This window comes from Sphingomonas sp. PP-CE-1A-559, from assembly GCF_004340965.1.
Classification (GTDB): domain Bacteria; phylum Pseudomonadota; class Alphaproteobacteria; order Sphingomonadales; family Sphingomonadaceae; genus Sphingomonas.
The window spans coordinates 616866-635269 of the sequence record NZ_SLYA01000001.1; the positions used below are offsets into that span (position 1 = coordinate 616866).

The following is an 18404-nucleotide window of genomic DNA, read 5'->3' on the forward strand; positions in this document are numbered from 1 at the left end:
TGCAATCGATGTGGGGAGGAAGATGTACGGGACCTGATCGAACGCGTCACTCGAACGCGCGGGCGCAGGCGATCGCATAGGATGTTCCGGCGGGCGTCGCAACGCATCGCCGCGACGGGGTGTGACGCATTGCCGCGACAGGGCGCGCGGGGCTTGCGGTCGTGCAGCATGACGCAGGGGCGCAGGACGGCTATGGGAACGCCATGTCGATGATCTCCCGCCTCGCGCCGTTCCTGATGCTCACGGCCGCGGCGCCAACAGCTTTGCCTGCCGAACCGATGCCCGTGGCCGATACGGCGCCCTCGGCTGCGTTCTTCGACACGTTGCGCGCTGCCGATCTCCGGCTGGCGACGATCGCGTATCGGTTGACCACCGCGAACGCCGCATTGTGCGACCGCCTCCAGCCGCAGATCGGCATGCCGATCCATGCGCTGACGCAATATGGCCCCGGTGCGCGCAAGGCCGCTGCGGCCACCTTCGGGTTCGAATCCACGATCGGTGTCGAGGCGGTCGTCGCCGGCGGTCCAGCCGACCGCGCGGGGGTTCGTCCCAACGACTCGATAATAGCGATCGACGATCGACCACAACCCGACCTGCCGTCCGCCGATGCGCCCGAAAGCGCGGCGGCACGCGATGCCGCGGAAGCGGTCATCACCGAGGCGCCGGTCGGAAAGCCGTTGCGAGTGACGGTGCTGCGCGACGGCAAACGCTTGCCGATCTCGATCACTCCGGTCACCGGATGCCGGTCGCGGTTCGAGATTCTGCTGGGCAGTGGCCTGGATGCGAGCGCGGACGGGGCGATCGTGCAACTCGGTGAGCGGTTCTTCGAAGGCTATACCGACGAGGAGATCGCCGTCGTCGTCGCGCATGAACTCTCGCACAACATCCTGCGTCACCGCGCCCGGCTGGATGCGGCGAAGATCAATCGGGGCCTGCTGGCGGAACTCGGTCGCAACGGCCGCCTGATCCGCGAGACCGAGGATCAGGCGGATCTGCTCGGCATCTACCTGCTTGCGAACACCGGTTACGACCCGATGTCGGCCCCGAAATTCTGGCGGAGCAAGGGCGGCGCGATCGACGGCGGGCTGTTCCGCAGCCGCACGCACGCCTCGTCGAAGGTGCGCGCCGAGGCGCTGGAGGCCGCCGCGCGCGACATCGCGGCGACCTCGACGCGGCCGATCATCCCGCCAGTCGTTGCGACTCGAAACGTGCCGTTGCGCTGACTGCGGGCAGCGCCGCACGCGGCTGATCCGGCCAGATACCGCGCGTGTCGAGCACCGCCTTGTCGGCGCGCTCCTCGAGCGGGATCGACTTGAACACGTCGTGGTCGACCAGCACGATCATGATCGAACACGTCTCGATCGCGGTATCGACGTCGATCAGCGTCGCGCCGGTATCCGCCAGCACGGCCGGCAGCGTCTGCGCGTAGGGCTCGACGATCCGCACCCGGTCGCCGAACTGACGCGCCACGGCTTCGGCAACCTTGAGGGCAGGGCTCTCGCGGAAGTCGTCAATGTTCGCTTTGAACGCGAGGCCAAGGCACGCGACCGTCGCGCCCGGTGATGCCTCGACGAGAGCGGCGACCCGCGCGATGACGTGGTCGGTCTTGCCGTCGTTGACCTCGCGCGCGGTCCGGATCAGCGGAGTCTGATCCGGGGCTGCGTGCACCAGGAACCACGGATCGACCGCGATGCAATGCCCGCCGACGCCGGGGCCGGGCTGCAGGATGTTGACGCGCGGATGGCGGTTGGCGAGGCGGATCACCTCCCACACGTCGACGCCCATCGTGTCGGCGATCAGCGACAGTTCGTTGGCGAACGCGATGTTGACGTCGCGAAACGCATTCTCGGTAAGCTTCGTCATTTCCGCCGCGCGCGCGGTCGTGGTCACGCAGGCGCCGCGGACGAAGCGACGGTAGAAGGTCAGCGCCTTACGCGCACACCGCGGCGTGATGCCGCCGATGACCCGGTCGTTGTCGATCAGCTCGACCAGGATGCGGCCGGGCAATACGCGCTCCGGGCAATAGGCGATCGCGATATCCGCTTGGTCGCCGGTCTTGCCCGGTACGCGCAGATCGGGGCGCAGGCCTGCCAGCAGGTCGCGAACCTTCTCCGTCGTACCGACCGGCGAGGTCGATTCGAGGATGATCGTATCACCTGCCTTCAGCACGCTCGCGATCGTCGTCGCGGCGTCGAGGACGTAGCGGATGTTGGGTGCGTGATCGGCGTCGAACGGAGTCGGTACCGCGATCACGAACACGTCGGCAGGCTCGATCGCGGTCGAGGCGCGCAACGTGCCGCGCGCGACGACGCCCGAGACGAGGCCGTCCAGATCGACCTCCTCGATGTGCACGCGGCCGGAATTGACCGTCTCCACGACCGATTCGGTCACGTCGACACCAAGCACCTGCGCCCCCGTCCGCGCGATGATCGCTGCCGTCGGAAGGCCGATATAGCCGAGCCCGAGGACGACGACGGTGAGGTTAGAGTCCGACAGCATGCGCAACGACCTTTGCGATTTTGGCGGCGGCATGGCCATCCCCGAACGGGTTATGGGCGCGAGCCATCGCGGAGTAGCGCGACGTGTCGTCGAGCAGGGTGAAGATTTCGGAAACGATGCGGTCCTCGTCGGTGCCGATCAGCCTCGCGGTGCCGGCCGCGACGCCCTCCGGACGCTCGGTCGTCTCGCGCATCACGAGGACCGGCTTGCCGAGCGCAGGTGCCTCCTCCTGCACGCCGCCCGAATCGGTCAGGACGATGTCCGCCATGCCTAGCGCGCGGACGAAGTGCGGGTAATCGAGCGGTTCGATCCGCGCGACGTTGGCGCGGGTGCCGAGGATGTCGTTCATCACCGATACGACGTTCGGGTTCGGATGCACCGGGAACAGCACCGCGACGTCATCGCGCTCCGCAATACGTCCGATCGCGCGCGCGATCGCGGCCATGCCGTCGCCGAAATTCTCGCGGCGATGCGTCGTGACGAGGATAATCCGCTTGCCGGCAAAGCGTGCGGCGATCGCGTCGAGCCCGGCAGCGAGCGACGGGTCAGCCGCGACGCGGTCCGCGGTCCAGTACAAAGCGTCGATCACCGTGTTGCCGGTGACGTGGATCGTGTCCTCGGCGATCGTCTCGCGTCGCAACGCCTCCGCGGCGGTGTCGGTCGGTGCGAAATGCAGCGTGGCGATCGGCGCGACGATGCGACGGTTCACCTCCTCGGGCCAGGGATGGTAGATATCGCCTGACCGCAGCCCCGCCTCGACATGCGCCACCGGCACCTTGCGGTAATAAGCGGCAAGCGCACCCGTCATCGCGGTGGCGGTATCGCCCTGCACGATGACGAGGTCGGGCTGCTCCGCATCCATCACGTCGCCGAGCCCGACCAGCAGCCTTGCAGTGAGGCGATCGAGCGTTTGTCCCGGCTCCATCAGGTCGAGATCGATATCCGGCGCGAGATCGGCGATTGCGAGGACCTGATCGAGCAACCCGCGGTGCTGCGCGGTGACGCAGGTGCGGACGGTCAGGCCGGGGACCACCGCCAACGCCCGGATCACCGGGAAGAGTTTGATCGCTTCGGGCCGCGTGCCGAAGATGACGAGAACTTTGGGCATGATGCAGTCCCTAGATCAACGTCTTTAACGACGCGCTAATTCAATGCGACAATTTGCGCGCAGGCGTAACGATCGGTAGACGGTCCCGCGAGATCAAAGGGAGCATCGAATGACCATAAAGCCGCTGCGCAAGGCCGTGTTTCCGGTCGCAGGACTGGGTACGCGCTTCCTTCCGGCCACCAAGGCCATGCCGAAGGAAATGCTCACCGTCGTCGACAAGCCGCTGATTCAATATGCGGTCGAGGAAGCACTCGAGGCTGGGATCGAGCAGATCATCTTCGTGACCGGGCGCGGCAAGGGCGCGCTCGAGGATCATTTCGATATCTCGTACGAGCTTGAGGATACGATGCGGTCGCGGGGCAAGTCGCTGGACGCGATCAGCAATATCCGGATGAAGCCCGGCTCGCCGGTTTATGTTCGCCAGCAGGAGCCGCTCGGGCTGGGCCATGCGGTCTGGTGCGCGCGAGAGATCGTCGGCGACGAACCGTTCGCGGTCCTGCTCCCCGATGAACTGATGGTCGGCCAGCCCGGCTTCATGAAGCAGATGGTCGAGGCATATAACCAGGTCGGCGGCAATGTGATCGGCGCGCTTGAAGTGCCCGATTCGGAAACCGACAAATACGGCATCATCTCGCCAGGTGCGATCGACGGTCGGCTGACCGAAGTGACCGCGCTCGTCGAAAAACCCAAGCGGGGCACCGCACCGTCGAACCTGATGATCCCGGGGCGCTACATCCTCCAGCCAGAGGTGATGCGGATCCTGGAGACGCAGGAAAAGGGCGCGGGCGACGAGATCCAGCTGACGGACGCAATGGCGCAGTTGATCGGCAACCAGCCGTTCCACGGCTTTACCTTCGACGGCCAGCGCTATGATTGCGGCGACAAGGCTGGTTACATTCAGGCCAATCTGGCGATCGCATTGGCGCGCGACGACATCGGGCCAGCGGTTCGCGAGTTCGCGAAGGGCTTGCTGGCGGACTAAACGATCAGCCCGCTCACCGGAACGTCAGAAGGCGTTCCGGTGTAGCAGGACGCGGAAGGTCAGGAGGATGATCTTGATATCGCGCCAGATCGACCAATGCTCGAGATACTCCAGATCCGCCTGGAGCCGGTTACGCAGATCGTCCTCGTACAGCGTCGCGCCACGATAGCCGCGAACCTGCGCCAGACCGGTCAGGCCGGGCTTGGCCGCATGGCGATGCCAGTATCGCTGGTCGACTTCCCAGAATAATTTGTCCGCGGCGCGCGAGCCGAGTGCGTGCGGACGTGGGCCGACGATGCTCATGTCGCCCTTCAGGACGTTCAGCAGCTGCGGCAGTTCGTCGATGCTGGTGCTGCGGATGAACTTGCCCACGCGCGTGATCCGGTCGTCGTCGCGTGACGTCGAGCGTGCGCCTGCGCCATCGCTGTGATCGACTCGCATGCTCCGGAACTTCATCAGGCGGAACATCTGGTTACTGCGACCGATCCGAATCTGGCTGAAGAAGATCGGTCCGCGTGAATCGATCTTCACCGATAGTGCGATCAGGATCCAGATCGGCATCAGCGTCACCAGCGCACAGCTTGCCAGCATCACGTCGAAGCTGCGTTTTACGAAACGGTCGAACAGGACCAACGGACCGTTGGCGATAATGACCGTCGGGGTATCGCCGTGCGCGCTGATGCCGAGCGGCGCGAGCGCGTTCAGCTCCGGCATGAAGATCTCGCTCTGGATATTCGCGCCCTTCAACGCCTGTGCCCAAGCGAGCCGCCGCTCCGGGCTGCACGCGACGATGACCCGGTCCGCACCCGACAGCGACTGCGCGAGGCGGTCGTACATCACGGGATCATGGTGATCGGGGTCGAAATACGAGTCCGCGGCGATGACGACGGAGAAGTCCCCGCGCGGGATGGGCTGGCCGGAATCGTACAAAAGGACGATACTGAAGGGGTTTCCACCAATGATCGCAGGCATGTGCCGGACGAATAGGAACCGTCCTAATGCCAAGGAAGCAATGGCAAATGCCGAACCAATTGCAACGACAAGACGCGGGAACGTATCGCTCGCCTTTAGGCAGAAAGCGATGAACACGACTGCGCAGATGGCGAGCGCATAGGCCTGTAATCCACGCGCTACTGATCGAAAAGGATCACGCAAATTTGCGGCTGCATAGCTGTCGTTATTCAGCGTCGTAATAATGAAGACCGGGATCAGCATCGCGAGGATTACGATCCAGGCGGTGTCGTTCGCGAATACGCCGCGCAAACCGGCCGCTGCGAGGTAACTGGCAATAATGCACGTGGTATCTACCGTCAGCATGCCGAGGATCAGCCGAACGCGCAGCGAGGACGCGCTTGGGCGCCAAGTCCGCGCAGGTTTTTTCCCGCGCGACGGCGCCATAGCGCGGCTCAAAACGCCGCTCTCTACATTCATGAACTTGTCGGACGCACGCGCAGTCCCCCCTGCGCAAAGCGATACCGCGAAATGCCGCAATGCAAAAGAACTACTGTTCGTCGATCGCGAAAGTTTAGTTGTTATTTTTCCAATTTTGCGGGCGAGGAAATAAAAGCTTGCGGTTAACTCACCGCGAAGTCCCGCTTTTTGGCGCAAGTCGTACACCCTGGATCCTTGGATAGGCGGATTGCGCGAAAACGCAGTGCAAGCAGGTCGATCAGCAGCAATTTGCCGGCCGGATCGTCGCCGAACGGCGCGATCGTCCGTAGTACCTCAAGCGCAGCCAGGCTGCCGATCACCCCGGTGACGGGGCCAAGAACGCCGTCCTCCGCGCAACTGGTCTCTGCGCGCTCAGGGTCTTCGCCGACGAAGCAACGGTAGCACGGCTTATCCGCTTCCCAGCCGCGATAGGTGGCGAGCTGCCCCTCGAACTGGCCTACTGCGGCCGAGACGAGCGGAATCCTCATGGCATGCGCGGCATCGGCGACACAGAAGCGCGTCGCGAAATTGTCGCAGCCGTCGAGCACGACATCGGCATCCACGAGCAGGTCCGCCACGTTCGAAACGTCGATGCGCATACGGTGGGTCTCGACGGCGACATGCGGGTTGATCCGCTTCACGGCGGCCGCTGCGGCGTCGACCTTGGCGATACCGGTATCCGCGGTCGTGAAGATCGTCTGGCGCTGAAGATTGGAGGGTTCGACGCTGTCGTCGTCGATCAGGATCAGCCGGCCGACGCCGGCTGCACCCAGATACTGGATCGCGGGCGAGCCGATCCCGCCTGCGCCGACGATCGCGACGGTCGCCGCCTTCAACCGCGCCTGTCCCGTGCCGCCGAATTCCTTGAGGACGATATGACGTGCATACCGGGCGAGTTCGTCGTCTGAGAGAGTCATACGCCCCAGGTAAACGTGAGGCTGGTGCGGTACCAGGTGTCCGCGTCCTCACCCGCAACGTCGATCGAGTCGCGCGCGCCCAGGATCACGCCGGCGGCATATTGCTCGACCGTCGGACAGTCGATCGCGCGCGGCGTCACACGGCGGACCCTGCCGTCGGGGGCAACGAGCACGGCAAGGTCGACGGTTAGGGCCCAACCCTGAGACGTGCGCACGACACGCGCGCAGCGACCGGCGACGACTTCGCCGTGCACATAGGCGGAAGTGTTGGCGAGCGTCGTCGCCTGCCCCCGGATGCGTAGGATCGGAAGCGTGCTCCAATCCTGAGGCGGCATCGCGCTGGCCATTGGGGTGGCCGGTGCGGCAGGAGCCAGGACCGGCGCTGCCGCGGTCTGAAGCAGTAGAAGGAGGGCGGCGATCATCGGCCGGTCGATCCGAAGCCGCCTGCGCCGCGGGAGGTGTCGTCGAGCACCGCGACTTCGTCGAGCGACGCGCGCAGGACGACTGCGGGGACGAGTTGCGCGATCCGGTCGCCGCGCGCGATCGCGAACGGTTCCTGGCCTAGGTTGGCGAGGATCACCTTCACTTCGCCCCGATAGTCGCTGTCGATCGTGCCCGGCGTGTTGAGGCAGGTGACGCCGTGCTTGAGCGCGAGGCCGGAGCGCGGTCGGACCTGGACCTCATGGCCGGCGGGAATGGCGATCGCAAAGCCGGTCGCGACGGCGGCGCGCGCGCCGGGGGCGAGCGTCAAGGTTTCGGCGGCGACGACGTCCATCCCGGCGGCACCTTCGGTAGCATAGGCAGGCAACGGCAGGCCCTCGCCGTGCGGCAGGCGCTTCAGTTCGATACGGATCATGATGCGGCTTCTAGCGCATCGGCGATGCGGTCCGCCAGTCGTGCGGCGACCGCGTCCTTGGGCAGGCGCTCCCAGGTCTCGACGCCGGCTTCGGTGACGAGGTGAACGCTGTTGTCGGCGCCGCCCATCACGTCGCCCGATACGTCGTTGGCGACGATCCAGTCCGCGGTCTTGCGAATACGCTTGGCGACGGCGTGCTCGATCATCCGCTCGGTCTCGGCCGCGAAGCCGACCAGTAGGCGAGGGCGGTCCGGGCTGCGCGCCAACGTCGCGAGAATATCCGGATTTTCCGCAAGCGTCAGCGTCGGCGTTGCGTCGCCTTTCTTGATCTTCTGCGGCGCCGACTCGACGTGCCAGTCCGCCACCGCGGCCACCATGACGGCGGCGTCGGCGGGCAGCGCACGATCGACCGCGTCCGCCATTTCGCGCGCCGTCTCGACATCGATCCGGTCGACGCCATGCGGAGTCGGCAGCGTCACGGGGCCGGCGACGAGCGTTACGCGTGCGCCGAGCCGTGCCAGTGCTGCAGCGATCGCGAAGCCTTGTTTGCCCGACGAACGGTTGGCGATGTAGCGCACTGGATCAATGGGTTCGTGCGTCGGCCCGGCGGTAACGAGGACGTGGCGATCCGCGAGGCGCTTCGGCGGTGCAGGGGCGAGCATCGCCTCGATCGCGGCGACGATCGCGGGCGGCTCTGGTAGGCGGCCGGGGCCGTATTCGCCGCAGGCCATGATGCCCTCGTCCGGCGTCATTACCGTGACGCCATCGGCGCGAAGCTGTACGACGTTTCGGACGGTTGCAGCGTGACCCCACATGCGGACGTTCATCGCCGGTGCAACCAGCACCGGTGTGTTAGTCGCGAGCAGCAGCGTGGTTGCGAGGTCGTTCGCGAGCCCCGCCGTCATCCGCGCCATCAGGTCGGCGGTGGCGGGCGCGACGACGATCAGGTCGGCTTCGCGGCTGAGCTGGATATGGCCCATCTCGGCCTCGTCCTTGAGATCCCAGAGCGTCGTATAGACCTTGTCTTCGCTGAGCGCGGCGAGCGTCATCGGCGTGACGAAATGATGCGCCGCCTCGGTCATCACGCACCGCACCGCGTACCCGCGCGTCTTCAGCAGGCGGATCAGTTCGGCGGCCTTGTAGGCGGCGATCCCGCCACCGACGATCAGGAGGATGCGTTTCATCCGCGCAGCTCTAGCGGATAACGCGCGTGACCGTAATGCGCCGCGTATCGCTGGCGGCGGCGATCATGTCGCGCAGGCCGTCGACCGCGAACACCAGCCCGACCAGCAACACCGGCGTGGTCATCAGCGCCCAGTAGAAATTGTCGCTCCGCGCGAATAGCGAGATCAGCGCGGCATAGGCAGCGAACACGACCAGCGCGCGCGTCGCGATCGCATCGCGCCACGCGAGCCAGCCGAACAGCGCTGTGCCAAGAACAAGCGAGGCGAGCCATTGCGGTAGGATGTCGAGCCCCGACGAGATCGTCGCAAGCTTGACGTAGAAGCCGAACCCCTCGAGACCGCTCCACCCTTGCGACACGCGGTCGAGCGGACCGCTGACCAGCGACACCGCGTGCGCATGGGCGGCAAGCACCACGGCGAAGACCCCTATCGCCCCGAGCCACCCCAGCGTCTCGCGCCGCTCGCCCTCGACCCACGCGAACACCGCCATGATCGCGACGTACAGCAGCGCGGTCTCACGGATCAGCATCGCCGACAGCCCGAACGCGACCGCTGGCAGCCAATGGCCGGGGCGGCGCAACGCCAGCGATAGCGCGATCAACGGCCCCGCCCAGACCTCGTGGAACACCACAAAGCTGGGATCGAGGTTCACGGAAAGCCCGGCGACGGCCAGCAAGCCAGCCACACCGAGCGGCACCAGGCCGGTCATTTCCGGACGAAGCCGCGCGACCCAGGCAAGGATCGTTCCGACGCACAACGCCAACAGCAGCAGGTTCACCAGTATCGAGGGCAACGCTGCTTGAACGACCGCTAAGGTCGGCAGCCGAACCGCAAAGAACGGCTTCAGCGGATAATGCCCCATACGCTGCGTCTCGGCGGCGACGGCGTAATAGGGCGAACCGCCGCGCACGCCGGCGACGATCGTATCGTACAGCAGCAGGTCCGTCCGTCCAGGTGGCGGGGCATCGTATGCAATGGAGGTTGAGGCGCCCACGTCGACGCTAGGCCGCGGGCCGGGCGAGACCATCGCGCTGAGGCAGGCCGCCAGGAATACCAGGAACAGCACGAGCCCGATCCGCGCCTGCGCCGACGGCATGCCCGCGAACCGGGTCGCGCGGGTCGTCCATAACGGAGCGCCGCGACGCGTCTTCATGCCCTCAACCAAACAGCAGCGTCGTCACGACCCCGGCGGCGGCCGCGAGCACCGCGACCAGACCGTACCGCCAGCCCCCACCGATCCGGATCACTTCGATCTCGCGCAACGGCATCGTTGGTGGAGCCCCACCGGGGGCGGGGTAATGCGCCTCGATCCGGCGGACCAGTTCGGGAAGCCGGGTCAGCGTGCGGAAATCCTCGATCAGGCGGTCGGCGATCATCGCCTCTGGTCCGAGCTCGCCGCGGATCCAGTCGCGGACGAACGGCTCGGCGGCTTCCCACAGGTTGATGTCGGGGTTGAGACTGGTCGCGACGCCCTCGACCATCACCATCGTCTTCTGGAGCAGCAGCAGGTGCGGCTGCGTCACCATGTCGAAATCGCGCGTGATCGAGAACAGGCTGTCGAGCATCATGCCGATCGACATGTCCTTGACCGGCAACCCGCGCATCGGCTCGCCGACGGCCCTGAGTGCGGTGGCGAATTCGGCGACGTCGTGGTGCGCGGGGACGTAGCCCGCCTCGAAATGGATCTCGGCGACGCGTTTGTAGTTGCCGGTGATCAGCCCATAGAGAATTTCCGCGAGCCAGACGCGCGCGCGGCGGTCGATTCGGCCCATGATGCCGAAGTCGATCGCGGCGATGCGGTTGCCGGGGAGCGCGAACAGGTTTCCCTGGTGCATGTCGGCGTGGAAGAACCCGTCGGCGATCGCCTGACGCAGGAACGCGCGGACCAATGTCTGCGCGAGCGCGGGGAGGTCGTAGCCGGCGACGACCAGCGCCGCGCGGTCGGACAGCTTGATGCCGTCGATCCACTCGATCGTCATGACCTTGGCTGTCGAGCGCGCCCAGTCGATCGCGGGGATGACGAAATCGGGCTCGGCGGTCATGCCTTCCGCGAGTTCCGAGGCGGACGCGGCTTCGCGGCGGAAGTTGAGTTCGCGCAGGGTCCAGCGCTTGAACGTCTCGATCGTGAGGCGGGGGCGGAGGCGCATGGCTTCGGGGCTGAGCGCCTCGAGTTGCGCAGCGGCCCAGCTGTACGTGTCGATCGCGCGCGCGAAATCGTCCTCGACGCCGGGGCGTAGGACTTTCACCGCGACCTGGCGGCCATCGGTGGTGACCGCGCGGTGGACCTGCGCGATCGACGCGGCGCCGACCGGGATCGGTTCGATCCGCGAGAACAACGTCTCCAGCGGCTTGCCGAAGCTCGCCAGCATCGCCGCCTCGATCGTCTCGTAGGGGACGGGGGAGAGCTGGTCCTGCAACCTCAGCAAGTCATGCGCAGCGTCTTCGCCGACGAGATCCGGCCGCGTGGCGAGCGTCTGCCCGAGTTTGATCGCCGCAGGCCCGATCGCCTGGAATGCATCGGCGTAGCGCGGCACGGCGGGGACGCGCGCACCGAACCGCGCGATCCGTGCGAGGCGACGGACCGGGGCTGGGGTGTTCGGGTCGCGTTCGATCCCGCGCAGCGCGCCGTGGCGTGCGAGAATGCGACCCCATTTGAGGAGGCGCCAGACGTGCGTGGTTGAAGCCGTCACAGTTGGATCAAATCTTCCAGCCGCTGTGGATCGCAACGAGCCCGCCCAGCAACGGCTCGACCTTGGTCTGCACGAAGCCGGCATCCGCGATCATGCCCTTGAACTTGGGCATGTCCGGGAAGCGGCGGATCGATTCGATCAGGTAGCGATAGCTGTCCGCATCCTGCGCCAGAAGCTGACCAAGCTTCGGGACCATCTTGTGCGAATAGGCGTCGTACACCTCGGCGAACCCGGGCCACACGGTAGTCGAGAATTCCAGGCAGTAGAACCGCCCGCCACGGCGCAGGACGCGGTGCGCCTCGCGGAGAGCTTTCGGGATATCCGTCACGTTACGGATGCCGAACGCGATCGTGTAGGCGTCGAAGAACTTGTCGGGGAAGGTCAGCGTTTCGGCATTGGCTTCGGTCCACACGAGTCCGTCGATGCCGCGTTTCTGGGCGCGCTGCATGCCGACTTCGAGCATCTGCGGGTTGATGTCGGCGACCGTGATCGACGCGCCCGACGGCTCCATGCGGAATGCGATGTCGCCCGTGCCGCCGGCCATGTCGAGGATCTGCTCGCCTTCGCGCGGTTTCACGCGGCGGACGAAGCGGTCCTTCCACAGCCGGTGCATGCCGCCCGACATCGCATCGTTCATCAGGTCGTATTTGCCTGCGACGTTCGAGAAGACGCCGCCGACGCGGGCGGTCTTCTCGGTGGCGGGGATGTCTTCGTAGCCGAAGGAGACGGTATCGGGCGTGAGTGCGGGCGCGGGCGCGATCAAGTCGTTCATATCCTGCGCTCTAGCCGCGCCTTGTGGCGCGAGCAAACGCAACCTAGCTGCAAACCGTGCCAGAATTACCAGAAGTCGAAACCACCGTGCGCGGGCTGGAGCCCGTGCTGAAGGGCCAGCGCCTGACCTCGGTCGAGCCGCGCCGCGCCGACCTGCGCAAAGCGATCCCGGTCGATCTGCGCCAGCGGATGACGGGCGCGACCGTGACGCACTTGGGCCGCCGCGCCAAATACGGGCTGATCGATACCGATCGCGGCGACACACTCGTCTTCCATCTTGGCATGTCGGGGCGATGGCGAGTCGATCCGAGTGAACTCCTCGCGCACGACCATCTGCTGATCGGCACCGCGGCGGGGCGGACGGTGGCGCTCAACGATCCGCGACGATTCGGCTTTCTCGATCTGTGGGCGACGGACGACATCGCGAACTACCCGCCGTTCCTCAGCATGGGGCCGGAGCCGCTCGGGCTCGATCTAACCGCCGCGTATCTGCTGGAAGCGCTCGAAGGGCGAGGGGCGTCGATCAAGGCGATGCTGCTCGACCAGCGAATCGTCGCGGGTCTCGGCAACATCTATGTGTGCGAGGCGCTGCACATGGCGAAGATCGCGCCGTCACGCGCGGCGGGGCGGATCTCGCTGTTTCGACTCGAGCGACTCGTCCAGGCAATTCGGACGGTGCTGACCGCCGCGATCCTGGCTGGCGGTTCGTCGCTCCGGGATTACGTCCGGCCGGACGGCGAGCTCGGCTATTTCTCCAAGCAATGGCGCGTCTATGGGCGCGAGGGCGAGGCGTGCGAATGCGGTGCTACCGTGCAGCGCCGCACCGAAGGCGGGCGCTCGACGTTCTGGTGTGCGAAGTGCCAACGCGGTTGACGATCTAGGACAAAGTGGGTAGGGCCGCGGCTTCGAGAGGGCGTAGGAGCAATCCGGCGCCCCTTTTTATTCATTCGAACATCCAGAGGGCTTCATGGCGAACACGCCGCAGGCGAAAAAGCGTATCCGTCGCAACGACCGTCGCGCGGAAGTGAACGGCAACCGCGTCGGCCGTATCCGTACCTTCATCAAGAAGGTCGAGGCTGCATTGGCTTCGGGCGACAAGGGCGCAGCGACCACCGCACTCGCAGCGGCACAGCCTGAGCTTCAGCGTGGCGTCGCCAAGGGCGTGCTGCACAAGAACACCGCGAGCCGCAAGTTCGCGCGTCTGACCAAGGCCGTGACCGGGCTCGCCTAAGCGACCGATCATTGTCGAAGCTGATCACCCGTCGGGACATTCCCGGCGGGTTTTTTGCGTATGCGAAGGGAACCGCCGGGGAGTCCGCATAACCCTAGGATTCGCCACGATTCGTGTGATCGAGAATCACGTCACGCAATCGCGGAAATTGCAAAAAATGCGTAAAGACAGCGACTTATAAAAATATCGACGCATTTCCGCGGCTTGATCAAGTCAACCCGCTTTATTTCGAAAATGTGACGCCTCGGGGCCTTGCTAGGATCGTCGATCGCTTCATAACGGGGCTCACAGCGACGGTGGTTTCCACCGCTGCATCAACAAACAGGGCGAAGATGCCGGATGACCCTTGGGGTCGTCAGGGGGACCATTTTCTGTCGGGACTATATCACCCGCGCGAGCAATCTCGCGGGGTCGGAGAAGTGTGCGCGTGACGAAGTGGCAAGGATCTGTGACGCATGCGAGCGAGGCCGAAAGGGCCTGGGCTCGCGTTCGTACGTCCTTGCGCGAGTCGGCGGGGGCGCGGTTGTTCGAACAGTGGTTGAAGCCGATCGAGCTGATCCCGGGCGAGGACCGCGACACGATCCGGCTCGCGCTGCCGTCGGCGTTCATGACCAACTGGGTCCGCAATCACTATGCCGACCGGCTGGTGCTCGAATTCAAGCAGATCCTGCCCAACGTCCGCACCGTCCAGATCGAGACCAGGGCGCCGGGTCGCGCACCCGTCGTGCTGGCGATCGAGCCGGTGGCCGACGCCATTCCCGCGAAGCCCGTTGCCGATCCGCTACCGGTCGAAGCCAAGCCGGCTCCTAAGCCGGTCGCTGACCCTGTGCAGGCAACGATGAAGTTCGGCGTCGATCCGTCGCTGAAGCCAGCGCCGGCGCCCGTCGTGACGTTGGCCCCGGTCGGCGTGCCCGCTGAACGTCCGCCGCTCGATCCGCGCTATACATTTGCGCGATTCGTCGTCGATCCGTCCAACAAGGTCGCGTTCAACGCCGCCAAGGTGCTCGCCGAGCCCGGTCCGGTGCGGTTCAGCCCGTTGTTCCTCCACAGCGGTACGGGGCAGGGCAAGACCCACCTCATGCACGCGATCGGCCACGCATTCCTCGAGCACAATCCGCACGCGATCGTGCTGTGCATGTCCGCAGAGCGGTTCATGTACGATTTCGTCGCGTCGATGCGCGCGCGCGACACGCATGCCTTCAAGCAGCGCCTGCGCGGTGCCGACCTGTTGCTGATCGACGACCTCCAGTTCATCGCCGGCAAGGATGCGACGCAGGAAGAATTCTTCCACACGGTCAACGAGATCATGGCGGCGGGCAAGCGGCTGGTCATCTCCGCCGATCGCTGCCCGCAGGCATTGGAAGGCGTCGAGGCGCGGATCGTCAGCCGGATGTCGGTCGGGCTGGTCGCAGACATCAAGGCGCCCGATCTGGTGCTGCGCCGGACGATCCTCGACCGGAAGCTGGTCGACCTGCCCGACATGCGCGTGCCAACCGACGTGCTCGACCTGCTCGCCAGCCGCATCCATGCCAACATCCGCGAGCTGGAGGGCGCACTCAACCGCGTCGTCGCGTATGCGCAGCTGACCGGCGACACGATCGATCTCGACTTCGCGGTCGCGACGTTGGGGGAGGTTCTGCGAGGCGCACAGAAGCGCGTGACGATCGACGAGATCCAGAAGCTGGTGTCCGCGCATTTCGAACTGAAGCCGCTCGATCTGATTTCGGCGCGGCGCGCACGCGCGGTGGCGCGGCCGCGGCAGATCGCGATGTATCTGGCGAAGCGCCTGACAACTCGTTCGCTCCCCGAGATCGGCCGGAAATTCGGCGGGCGCGATCACTCGACGGTGATCCATGCGGTGCGGAAGATCGAGGAACTGCGCGATTCGGACCGGGACATCGACGCGGCGGTCCGTGTGCTGATGCGCGAGCTCGAAGGCTAGCCTTCCCCTCCGTGTGCTCCCGCGAAGGCGGGAGCCCAGACTGGACCCCCGCCTTCGCGGGGGAACAAGCTGCATGGGGTATTCCGACACGTAGCCGTATCGCCCGTATTTCCCCCGTCATCCTGACGAAAGTCAGGATCCAGAGTTATGGACGCCGCGCTTTATCGCTCTGGATCCTGACTTTCGTCAGGATGACGGAACAGGGGTTAAACCTGCAACCCCATCGCGTCCTGCGTCTGCTTGAGCACCGGTGCCGCCAGCGCCCGTGCCTTCTCCGCGCCTGCCTGCAACACCGCCGTCACCGCGCTGCGATCATCGAGCAGCCGCACCATCTCGTCACGGATCGGCCCGAGCTTCGCCACCGCGAGATCCGCCAGCGCAGGCTTGAACGCGCCGAAGCCCCTGCCGCCGAACTCGCCGAGCACCGTCGCCACGTCGCTATCCGCCAATGCCGCGTAGATCGTCAGCAGGTTGCGTGCTTCCGCCCGGTCGCCCAGCTCCTCGACCGTCGCCGGCAGCACGTCGGGATCGGTCTTCGCCTTGCGGAACTTGTCGGCGATGGTGTCGTCGCTGTCGATCAGCTTGACCACCGATTGCTCGGACGGGTTCGACTTCGACATCTTCGCCGACGCGTCGCGCAAGCTCATGATCCGCGGCGCGGCTTTGCTGATCAGCGGGGCGGGGAGCGTGAACAGGTCGACGCCGTAGTCGCCGTTGAACTTGGTGGCGATGTCGCGCGCGAGCTCCAGATGCTGCTTCTGGTCCTCGCCGACCGGCACGTGTGTCGCGTTGTAGAGCAGCACGTCGGCCGCCATCAGCACCGGATAGTCGTACAGCCCGACGCTCGCGCCCTCGCGGTTCTTGCCCGCCTTGTCCTTGAACTGCGTCATCCGGTTCAGCCAGCCGACGCGCGCGACGGTGTTGAGCAGCCACGCCATCTCGCTATGCGCCGGAACCCGCGCCTGGTTGAACAGGATCGACTTCGCCGGATCGATCCCCGCCGCAATCATCGTCGCGGCGACCTCGATCGTGTGCGACGAGAGCTCGGCGGGCGCGATCCATTCGGTCGGCGCGTGCAGATCGGCGATGAAGAACATCGACTCGCCGCCCTGTGCGGCGACGTCGTCCTGCAGCGTCACCCACTGCTTCACCGCCCCCAGGTAATTGCCGAGATGGAGATTACCGGTGGGCTTGATGCCGGAGACGACGCGCATGGAAAAACCTTACTTGGAACGACGCAGAAGCGTGGAGATGTCGCCCAGTCGGAACGCGCCGGTGAGCAATGTCGCGATCGCATAGACGACGCCGCCGGTCGCGACCAGCACGAGCATCGCCCCCCAGCGCTCGACGCTGGCACCCGTCACGAACGGCTGGAACAGGTCGTTGAGGAAATACATAACGACGCCCATGATCAGCGCGGCGACCAGCAGCCGCCATGTCCGCCGTCGCAGCCGCGCATCGGGGGTGAAGTGTCCGCGACGGACCAGCGTCCGGTACAGCATCGCGACGTTGACGGTGCTGGCGATCGCGGTCGCTAGCGGCGGGCCCATATGGCCGAGCGGCTTGATGAAGGCGAGGTTGAGGACGAGGTTCACGACCATCGACATCGTCGCATACCGCACCGGCGTACGCGTGTCGGAGCGCGCGTAATAGCCGGGCGTGAGGACCTTCACGAGGATGTACGACGGCAACCCGATCGAGAACGCGGCCAAGGCCTGCGCGGTCAGTACGCTGTCCTCGAGCGCGAACTTGCCGTGCTGGAACAGCGCCCCGACGATCGGCACGCCGCAGACGATCAACGCGACCGTCGCGGGCAGCGTGAGAAACAGCGCAAGTTCCATGCCCCGGTTCTGCGTCGCCATCGCCTCGGCATCTTCACCGCGACCGAGCTGGCGCGAGATGGTGGGAAGCAGGACGGTACCAAGGCCGATCCCGATCAACCCGAGTGGGAGCTGGTTCAGCCGGTCCGCGAAATAGATGTACGAGACCGAACCCGCCGGCAGCAACGCAGCGGCGAGTGCGGTCGAGACGACGAGGTTGATCTGCACCGCGCCCGCGCCGGCGGCGGCGGGCCAGATCAGCGACATGAGCTTCTTTACGTCGGGATTGAGCTGAGGACGCTTCAGCCGAAGCCTCACGCCCGACGCCCGGCATGCCCAGATCAGCCATCCGAGCTGCAACGCCCCCGACACCGTTACCGCGATCGCCTGGTTGCGCGCGGTCAGTAGTGGCTGGTGCTCGTGGAACAGCAGCAGCGCGGCGATCAACGTCGCGTTCAGCAGGATCGGCGCTGCCGCGTTGATCCAGAATTTGTGCAGTGAATTGAGGATGCCGCCGAGCAGCGACACGAGGCTGATCAGCAGCAGATAGGGCAGGGTGATCCGCGAGAGGTGAACGACATAGTCGAACCGCTCCGCGCTCGCGCCGTTGAACCCGAAGGTCAGCAGCCACGTCATCGGCCACGCCGCGAGTTCGAAGATCGCAGTCATCAGGATCAGCGTCGGCAGCAGCACCGACAGCGCGTCCTCGGCGAACGCGATCCCGTCCGGCAGGCCGCGGCCATCCTTATCGCCGACCTTCCGGTTGAACATCGGGATGAACGCGGCGGAGAACGCGCCCTCCGCGAAGAGCGCGCGGAACATGTTGGGGAGGCGGAACGCAATCAGGAACGCGTCCGACGCGAACCCCGCGCCGACGAACCGCGCGAACAGCGAGTCGCGCACCAGCCCCAGGACCCGGCTGGCAAGCGTCAGCCCGCCGACCGATCCCAGCGCCTTGGTGAGATTCATCTAA

At 65.7% G+C, this 18404-nt stretch carries 17 protein-coding genes; 5 read left to right on the forward strand and 12 right to left on the reverse strand.

What is annotated here, in order from left to right:
* The first annotated feature begins 203 nt into the window (after positions 1–203).
* Complete coding sequence (locus C8J42_RS02740) at positions 204–1223, forward strand: M48 family metallopeptidase (RefSeq protein ID WP_243644027.1); 1020 nt, start codon at positions 204–206, stop codon at positions 1221–1223.
* Here C8J42_RS02740 and wecC read toward each other — a convergent pair.
* Together wecC and wecB are read right to left on the reverse strand one after the other, a co-directional pair.
* The gene (gene wecC, locus C8J42_RS02745; protein WP_133018820.1) at positions 1180–2499 is read right to left on the reverse strand and encodes a UDP-N-acetyl-D-mannosamine dehydrogenase; all 1320 of its coding nucleotides are present in this window, start codon (positions 2497–2499) and stop codon (positions 1180–1182) included. The two genes, C8J42_RS02740 and wecC, sit on opposite strands and share 44 nt — an antisense overlap.
* Positions 2483–3607, reverse strand: a complete 1125-nt coding sequence (gene wecB / locus C8J42_RS02750; protein WP_133018821.1) for a UDP-N-acetylglucosamine 2-epimerase (non-hydrolyzing) — start codon at positions 3605–3607, stop codon at positions 2483–2485. The genes wecC and wecB overlap by 17 nt, the downstream gene beginning before the upstream one ends.
* A 109-nt stretch (positions 3608–3716) precedes the next feature.
* Here wecB and galU point away from each other — a divergent pair, with 109 nt between their 5' ends.
* Positions 3717–4589, forward strand: coding sequence for a UTP--glucose-1-phosphate uridylyltransferase GalU (gene galU, locus C8J42_RS02755; RefSeq protein ID WP_133018822.1), 873 nt, complete (start codon positions 3717–3719; stop codon positions 4587–4589).
* 24 nt (positions 4590–4613) lie between these two features.
* Here the strand turns inward: galU and C8J42_RS02760 are convergent, their stop codons facing one another.
* The 8 genes from C8J42_RS02760 to C8J42_RS02795 form a co-directional block, all read right to left on the reverse strand.
* Positions 4614–5906 (reverse strand): exopolysaccharide biosynthesis polyprenyl glycosylphosphotransferase, encoded by a 1293-nt coding sequence (locus tag C8J42_RS02760; protein ID WP_207897050.1) that lies wholly within the window; start codon positions 5904–5906, stop codon positions 4614–4616.
* 257 nt (positions 5907–6163) lie between these two features.
* On the reverse strand, positions 6164–6937 hold the full coding sequence (moeB, locus tag C8J42_RS02765) for a molybdopterin-synthase adenylyltransferase MoeB (protein WP_133018823.1): 774 nt from the start codon (positions 6935–6937) through the stop codon (positions 6164–6166).
* On the reverse strand, positions 6934–7359 hold the full coding sequence (locus C8J42_RS02770; RefSeq protein WP_133018824.1) for a hypothetical protein: 426 nt from the start codon (positions 7357–7359) through the stop codon (positions 6934–6936). The genes moeB and C8J42_RS02770 overlap by 4 nt, the downstream gene beginning before the upstream one ends.
* Positions 7356–7793, reverse strand: coding sequence for a dUTP diphosphatase (dut, locus tag C8J42_RS02775; RefSeq protein WP_133018825.1), 438 nt, complete (start codon positions 7791–7793; stop codon positions 7356–7358). The genes C8J42_RS02770 and dut overlap by 4 nt, the downstream gene beginning before the upstream one ends.
* Positions 7790–8977 (reverse strand): bifunctional phosphopantothenoylcysteine decarboxylase/phosphopantothenate--cysteine ligase CoaBC, encoded by a 1188-nt coding sequence (gene coaBC / locus C8J42_RS02780; protein ID WP_133018826.1) that lies wholly within the window; start codon positions 8975–8977, stop codon positions 7790–7792. The genes dut and coaBC overlap by 4 nt, the downstream gene beginning before the upstream one ends.
* Before the next feature lie 10 nt (positions 8978–8987).
* The gene (locus C8J42_RS02785; RefSeq protein ID WP_133018827.1) at positions 8988–10130 is read right to left on the reverse strand and encodes a hypothetical protein; all 1143 of its coding nucleotides are present in this window, start codon (positions 10128–10130) and stop codon (positions 8988–8990) included.
* Positions 10131–10134: 4 nt separating this feature from the next.
* Positions 10135–11667 carry a 2-polyprenylphenol 6-hydroxylase gene (gene ubiB, locus C8J42_RS02790; protein ID WP_133018828.1) on the reverse strand — a complete coding sequence of 511 codons (1533 nt, stop codon included), beginning with the start codon at positions 11665–11667 and terminating at the stop codon, positions 10135–10137.
* Positions 11668–11674: 7 nt separating this feature from the next.
* Complete coding sequence (locus C8J42_RS02795; protein ID WP_056051226.1) at positions 11675–12439, reverse strand: class I SAM-dependent methyltransferase; 765 nt, start codon at positions 12437–12439, stop codon at positions 11675–11677.
* A gap of 56 nt (positions 12440–12495) precedes the next feature.
* Between C8J42_RS02795 and mutM the strand changes: the two genes are divergently transcribed.
* The 3 genes from mutM to dnaA all read left to right on the forward strand — a co-directional run bounded on the left by mutM (position 12496) and on the right by dnaA (position 15611).
* Positions 12496–13311: a bifunctional DNA-formamidopyrimidine glycosylase/DNA-(apurinic or apyrimidinic site) lyase gene (mutM, locus tag C8J42_RS02800; RefSeq protein WP_133018829.1), complete on the forward strand. Its 816-nt coding sequence runs from the start codon at positions 12496–12498 to the stop codon at positions 13309–13311.
* Between the two features lie 94 nt (positions 13312–13405).
* On the forward strand, positions 13406–13669 hold the full coding sequence (gene rpsT, locus C8J42_RS02805) for a 30S ribosomal protein S20 (RefSeq protein WP_031394736.1): 264 nt from the start codon (positions 13406–13408) through the stop codon (positions 13667–13669).
* A gap of 427 nt (positions 13670–14096) precedes the next feature.
* Complete coding sequence (dnaA, locus tag C8J42_RS02810) at positions 14097–15611, forward strand: chromosomal replication initiator protein DnaA (RefSeq protein WP_133018830.1); 1515 nt, start codon at positions 14097–14099, stop codon at positions 15609–15611.
* 206 nt (positions 15612–15817) lie between these two features.
* Here the strand turns inward: dnaA and trpS are convergent, their stop codons facing one another.
* The gene (trpS, locus tag C8J42_RS02815) at positions 15818–16825 is read right to left on the reverse strand and encodes a tryptophan--tRNA ligase (RefSeq protein ID WP_133018831.1); all 1008 of its coding nucleotides are present in this window, start codon (positions 16823–16825) and stop codon (positions 15818–15820) included.
* Between the two features lie 9 nt (positions 16826–16834).
* Positions 16835–18400, reverse strand: a complete 1566-nt coding sequence (murJ, locus tag C8J42_RS02820; protein WP_133018832.1) for a murein biosynthesis integral membrane protein MurJ — start codon at positions 18398–18400, stop codon at positions 16835–16837.
* Positions 18401–18404: the final 4 nt, after the last annotated feature.

Coding starts and splice junctions, on each gene's coding strand:
- C8J42_RS02740 (WP_243644027.1), top strand. CDS start 204: ATGTCGATGATCTCCCGCCTCGCGCCGTTCCTGATGCTCACGGCCGCG.
- wecC (WP_133018820.1), bottom strand. CDS start 2,499: ATGCTGTCGGACTCTAACCTCACCGTCGTCGTCCTCGGGCTCGGCTAT.
- wecB (WP_133018821.1), bottom strand. CDS start 3,607: ATGCCCAAAGTTCTCGTCATCTTCGGCACGCGGCCCGAAGCGATCAAA.
- galU (WP_133018822.1), top strand. CDS start 3,717: ATGACCATAAAGCCGCTGCGCAAGGCCGTGTTTCCGGTCGCAGGACTG.
- C8J42_RS02760 (WP_207897050.1), bottom strand. CDS start 5,906: ATGCTGACGGTAGATACCACGTGCATTATTGCCAGTTACCTCGCAGCG.
- moeB (WP_133018823.1), bottom strand. CDS start 6,937: ATGACTCTCTCAGACGACGAACTCGCCCGGTATGCACGTCATATCGTC.
- C8J42_RS02770 (WP_133018824.1), bottom strand. CDS start 7,359: ATGATCGCCGCCCTCCTTCTACTGCTTCAGACCGCGGCAGCGCCGGTC.
- dut (WP_133018825.1), bottom strand. CDS start 7,793: ATGATCCGTATCGAACTGAAGCGCCTGCCGCACGGCGAGGGCCTGCCG.
- coaBC (WP_133018826.1), bottom strand. CDS start 8,977: ATGAAACGCATCCTCCTGATCGTCGGTGGCGGGATCGCCGCCTACAAG.
- C8J42_RS02785 (WP_133018827.1), bottom strand. CDS start 10,130: ATGAAGACGCGTCGCGGCGCTCCGTTATGGACGACCCGCGCGACCCGG.
- C8J42_RS02795 (WP_056051226.1), bottom strand. CDS start 12,439: ATGAACGACTTGATCGCGCCCGCGCCCGCACTCACGCCCGATACCGTC.
- rpsT (WP_031394736.1), top strand. CDS start 13,406: ATGGCGAACACGCCGCAGGCGAAAAAGCGTATCCGTCGCAACGACCGT.
- trpS (WP_133018831.1), bottom strand. CDS start 16,825: ATGCGCGTCGTCTCCGGCATCAAGCCCACCGGTAATCTCCATCTCGGC.
- murJ (WP_133018832.1), bottom strand. CDS start 18,400: ATGAATCTCACCAAGGCGCTGGGATCGGTCGGCGGGCTGACGCTTGCC.